The 3,699-nt window shown below is 36.4% G+C and carries 3 protein-coding genes; all 3 read right to left on the bottom strand.

Annotated elements, in window-relative coordinates; translation table 11 throughout:
• Positions 1-70 precede the first annotated feature (70 nt).
• Positions 71-514 (bottom strand): VanZ family protein, encoded by a 444-nt coding sequence (locus tag CI949_RS18325; protein WP_290769061.1) that lies wholly within the window; start codon positions 512-514, stop codon positions 71-73.
• Positions 507-2,384 (bottom strand): nucleoside-diphosphate sugar epimerase/dehydratase, encoded by a 1,878-nt coding sequence (locus tag CI949_RS18320; RefSeq protein WP_290769059.1) that lies wholly within the window; start codon positions 2,382-2,384, stop codon positions 507-509. The genes CI949_RS18325 and CI949_RS18320 overlap by 8 nt, the downstream gene beginning before the upstream one ends.
• Positions 2,385-2,447: 63 nt before the next feature.
• Positions 2,448-3,524: a DUF6765 family protein gene (locus CI949_RS18315; protein ID WP_290769057.1), complete on the bottom strand. Its 1,077-nt coding sequence runs from the start codon at positions 3,522-3,524 to the stop codon at positions 2,448-2,450.
• Positions 3,525-3,699: the final 175 nt, after the last annotated feature.

Below are 3,699 nucleotides of genomic sequence, written 5' to 3'. Positions count from 1 at the left end.
GGATAAATAAGCAATTATTAGAATTCAATATTTTATTTTCATTAATTTCAATACAGCAAATCAAAATTAATCAGATGATTATCAGCAGATATCTTATTAAAACATATACTCCAATTCCAGAAATTATACCGAGTCCATCAACAAAAATATCCTTAAGTTCTGCTGTTCTGCCGGGAACATAAATCTGATGGATTTCATCCAATCCGGCATAGGCTAAAGATATGAGCAGAGTATAGGTTATTGCTTTTTCAAACTCATAGCCGCTGACTCGAAATGCATTAAGCAGAAACAGAGCTAATACAAAGAAGATAAAAAAATGGGCTCCCTGTCTTAAAAAACTGTGAAAACTGCTTAATTGAACTTTAAGCCCAGCTCGTTCAGTAAGCACCCTATATATAACTTTACTCAAGCCGGCACTTAAGCGTGATGATTCTTTAGCTGACTGAGCTGAAAAGTTGTAGATTACGAGCAGCCAGATAAAGACAGCTGCCCAGGAAAGTATTTTTTTAAGCATTCTTTTTCTTCCTGAAATCTACTCTTGTTACATTATCCCGCTGAGGTTCATAGCTTGCAACAAGCTTAACAAGGTTTGAGATAATACCCCGCTTATCTCTCTTTTTGGCCAGGAATTTAAGCCTGTTCAGTACAGAGTTTAATTTATCTTCTTCAACCAGATCGAGGTGGTTGATAAAGATCCGCTGATGCTCAGTAGCAGTACTCTCTTCTGTTTCCAGTAAAAGCTCTTCATAGAGTTTTTCTCCCGGCCGCAGTCCGACTATCTCTATATCTATATCCTCATAAGGTGTTAAACCGGAGAGGGTTATCAGATCTTCTGCAAGTTCTTTGATCCTGACGGGTTCACCCATATCAAGTACAAATACCTCACCACCCTGACCTAAGGCGCCTGCCTGAATAACAAGCTGGGCTGCTTCAGGGATGGTCATAAAGTACCTTGTTATTTCTTCGTGGGTTACTGTTACAGGTCCACCATCTGCAATCTGTCTTTTAAAGATCGGGATCACACTGCCCTTACTGCCGAGTACATTGCCGAATCTAACTGCCATGAACTTTGTTCTGCTTTTTTTGCTCATTGACTGAATTATCATTTCGGCTGCTCTTTTGCTGGCCCCCATTACATTGGTTGGATTTACAGCCTTATCAGTAGAAACAAGCACAAATCTCTTTACCTGATAATGATCTGCTGTTTCTGCAAGCTTTTTGGTACCGAGTATATTATTTTTTACGGCTTCTTCAGGACTGCTCTCCATTAGTGGTACATGTTTATGTGCAGCTGCATGAAAAACAACCTCAGGCTGATATTCGGAAAAGACCTGCTCCAGTTTTGCTTTATCTCGGATGCTGCCGATAATCGGTGTTATAGTTAAGTGTGGAAACTTATTTTTCATTTCAAGCTCTAAAAAATAGGTGCTGTTTTCATTTATATCGAATATTATTATTTCTGCAGGATTGAAGTTTGCAATCTGGCGGCAGATTTCAGAGCCGATCGAGCCTCCACCACCTGTTACAAGTACTGTTCTATCTCTTAGGTATTCAGAAATCTCTTCCATTTTTAGATCGACCGGATCTCTGCGCAGTAAGTCCTCTACTTTAACTTCTCTGATCTGGCTTAAGTTAACATCTCCATTTAAGATTTCATAAACACCGGGAACAATCTTTACCCTTACTGTTTTTTGGTTGCTGAGCTCATAGAGTTCTTTGATAGTATTACCATCTGCAGAAGGGATAGCAATTATTACCTCATGCACATTGAATTTCTTGATATATTTAGGTATATCCTCTCTTGGACCGAGCACTTTGTGCCCGTGAATTTCTAAATGCTGTTTTGCAGGATCATCATCAATCAGACCGACAACACTGATTCCCATTTCTGGATGTTTGTTGAGCTCACGGACTATGATCTCACCTGCATCTCCTGCTCCGATGATCAGAGCTCTAACCCTTGCATCAGAATCTGTTCCATTTTTGCGGATTAGATATTCCCTTAGGGTTCTTAAAGCAAAGCGGGAACCACCCAGGAGAATCAAAGATGCCATGGAATTGATAAGAATTATACTGCGGGGAAATGATATGGTTAAAAAATATAGTAGTATGATATAAGTAGTATTTATAAGTGCAGTAACTTTTATAATCGAGTATAATTCTGCGATACTGGCATATTTCCACATTGAATTGTATAGATTAGAAAAAATTAAATAGAATAAAGAAATTATAGTTAGATAATAGAAATAATGAATCTGAATAAAATTAGTCCATTCCGCATCAAAGCGCATCATAAAGCTTAAAAGCATGGCCAAATTAATTAAGAGCAAATCTAGAAAAATCAATCTTTTTCTGCTGTAAAACCTGTATATTTTTTCAATCATTAAATCAACTCCTCCACTACTTGACTAAAAGAAGATTACAATCAAAGAATATATTAATTAAGATCAAGCAATAGTTAGACCTGCTTCTGCTAAAACCTGGTGTAATACCCTGTATTTATGTTCAGCAGCTGCCTGCATGTATAAGGTCCAGTCTGAATGTTCAAAACCGTCTTTTTTATAAAATCGGTGGTAATTATAGGCTCTGCTTTTTAATCCCTCAAAAGAATATTTAGAGACTTTTACTGCTTTTACCGCTTTTTTAAACCAGGCTCTGTCATCATAATTTAGAGTTCGATCCTGCTGATCAAAGTCTTTAAAATCAAAGAAGTTATTATGGATTTTATCCAGCCAGTTATGATATCTCCCTTCTAGAAAAGCCTGTTCTGCAAGTGTATTTCTGATTTTAGAAATACGGCTCTTTAAAGCATCTCCTCCTGCTGGTGTTCCATATTGAGTATTTTCGGCTAAAAAATCTCTGATGAATGCAAATATATTTTCCACAGCCGGCATAAATCTATCTTCTAAGTTATTTACCTGATAAAAAACACCACTTTTATAATATTCCCATTCAGCATAAGGTATATCAGGGTTTTTGATTACTAAAAGATGACCTATAGGAAAAAGATCAGGTAGATTAATAATAGCGAACTTTAAACATTTATCTTTAATTTTTAATTTTTCAACACCTTGAGTCAGCTTAACAAAATTTGATTTATCATAAAAGCCTTTAAATCCCTGGTGGCTGTATGTATCAGCATAGAGATGTAAGAATATACCCAGTTGGTGAATACCATATGCTTTACTTCCAGCAGCTGTTACTTTTTCTTTTAACAGCTGAACTGTTTTTGATTCAGTTTCTGTTAGATAGGGGTCTTCATTATCTATTCCAGCCGGCAGAAAATGAAAAGGAAGCCAGATATTAAATGAATTATTTACATCTGAACTTTCTAAAAAACTCAATTCTTTGTGAGCAGTTTGAGTTTGATGAAAAACATCTCCATTTTCAAACTTAAGAGCATGATTATAGACAGCATCATCAACCTGCTGTGAAGCATAAGCAGTTTTTTCAGCATAAGTACTTTCCATACCAGCCAGTCTGCAGAGCACATAAACAGCACAAAAATGAAAATCTTTCTGCATTTTACCCCAGCTTTCTCTTAATATTTTTTATTAATAAACTTAAGCTTTAAATTCTTTTAACCAGTCCACTACTATTTCTACTTCTGCTTCTGTTAAACTGCTGGAACAGGGAATATTGATCAAGTTATCTACATAATACCTGTCTCTTATACACATCTCCGAGCCCACGAGACCG

The sequence above is a fragment of the Halanaerobium sp. genome, from assembly GCF_003070835.1.
This window is presented reverse-complemented; position numbering and strand designations above follow the sequence as displayed.

Bases quoted from the DNA above. Each gene is read 5' to 3' on its own strand.
- CI949_RS18325 (WP_290769061.1), bottom strand. From the start codon at position 514: ATGCTTAAAAAAATACTTTCCTGGGCAGCTGTCTTTATCTGGCTGCTC.
- CI949_RS18320 (WP_290769059.1), bottom strand. From the start codon at position 2,384: ATGATTGAAAAAATATACAGGTTTTACAGCAGAAAAAGATTGATTTTT.
- CI949_RS18315 (WP_290769057.1), bottom strand. From the start codon at position 3,524: ATGCAGAAAGATTTTCATTTTTGTGCTGTTTATGTGCTCTGCAGACTG.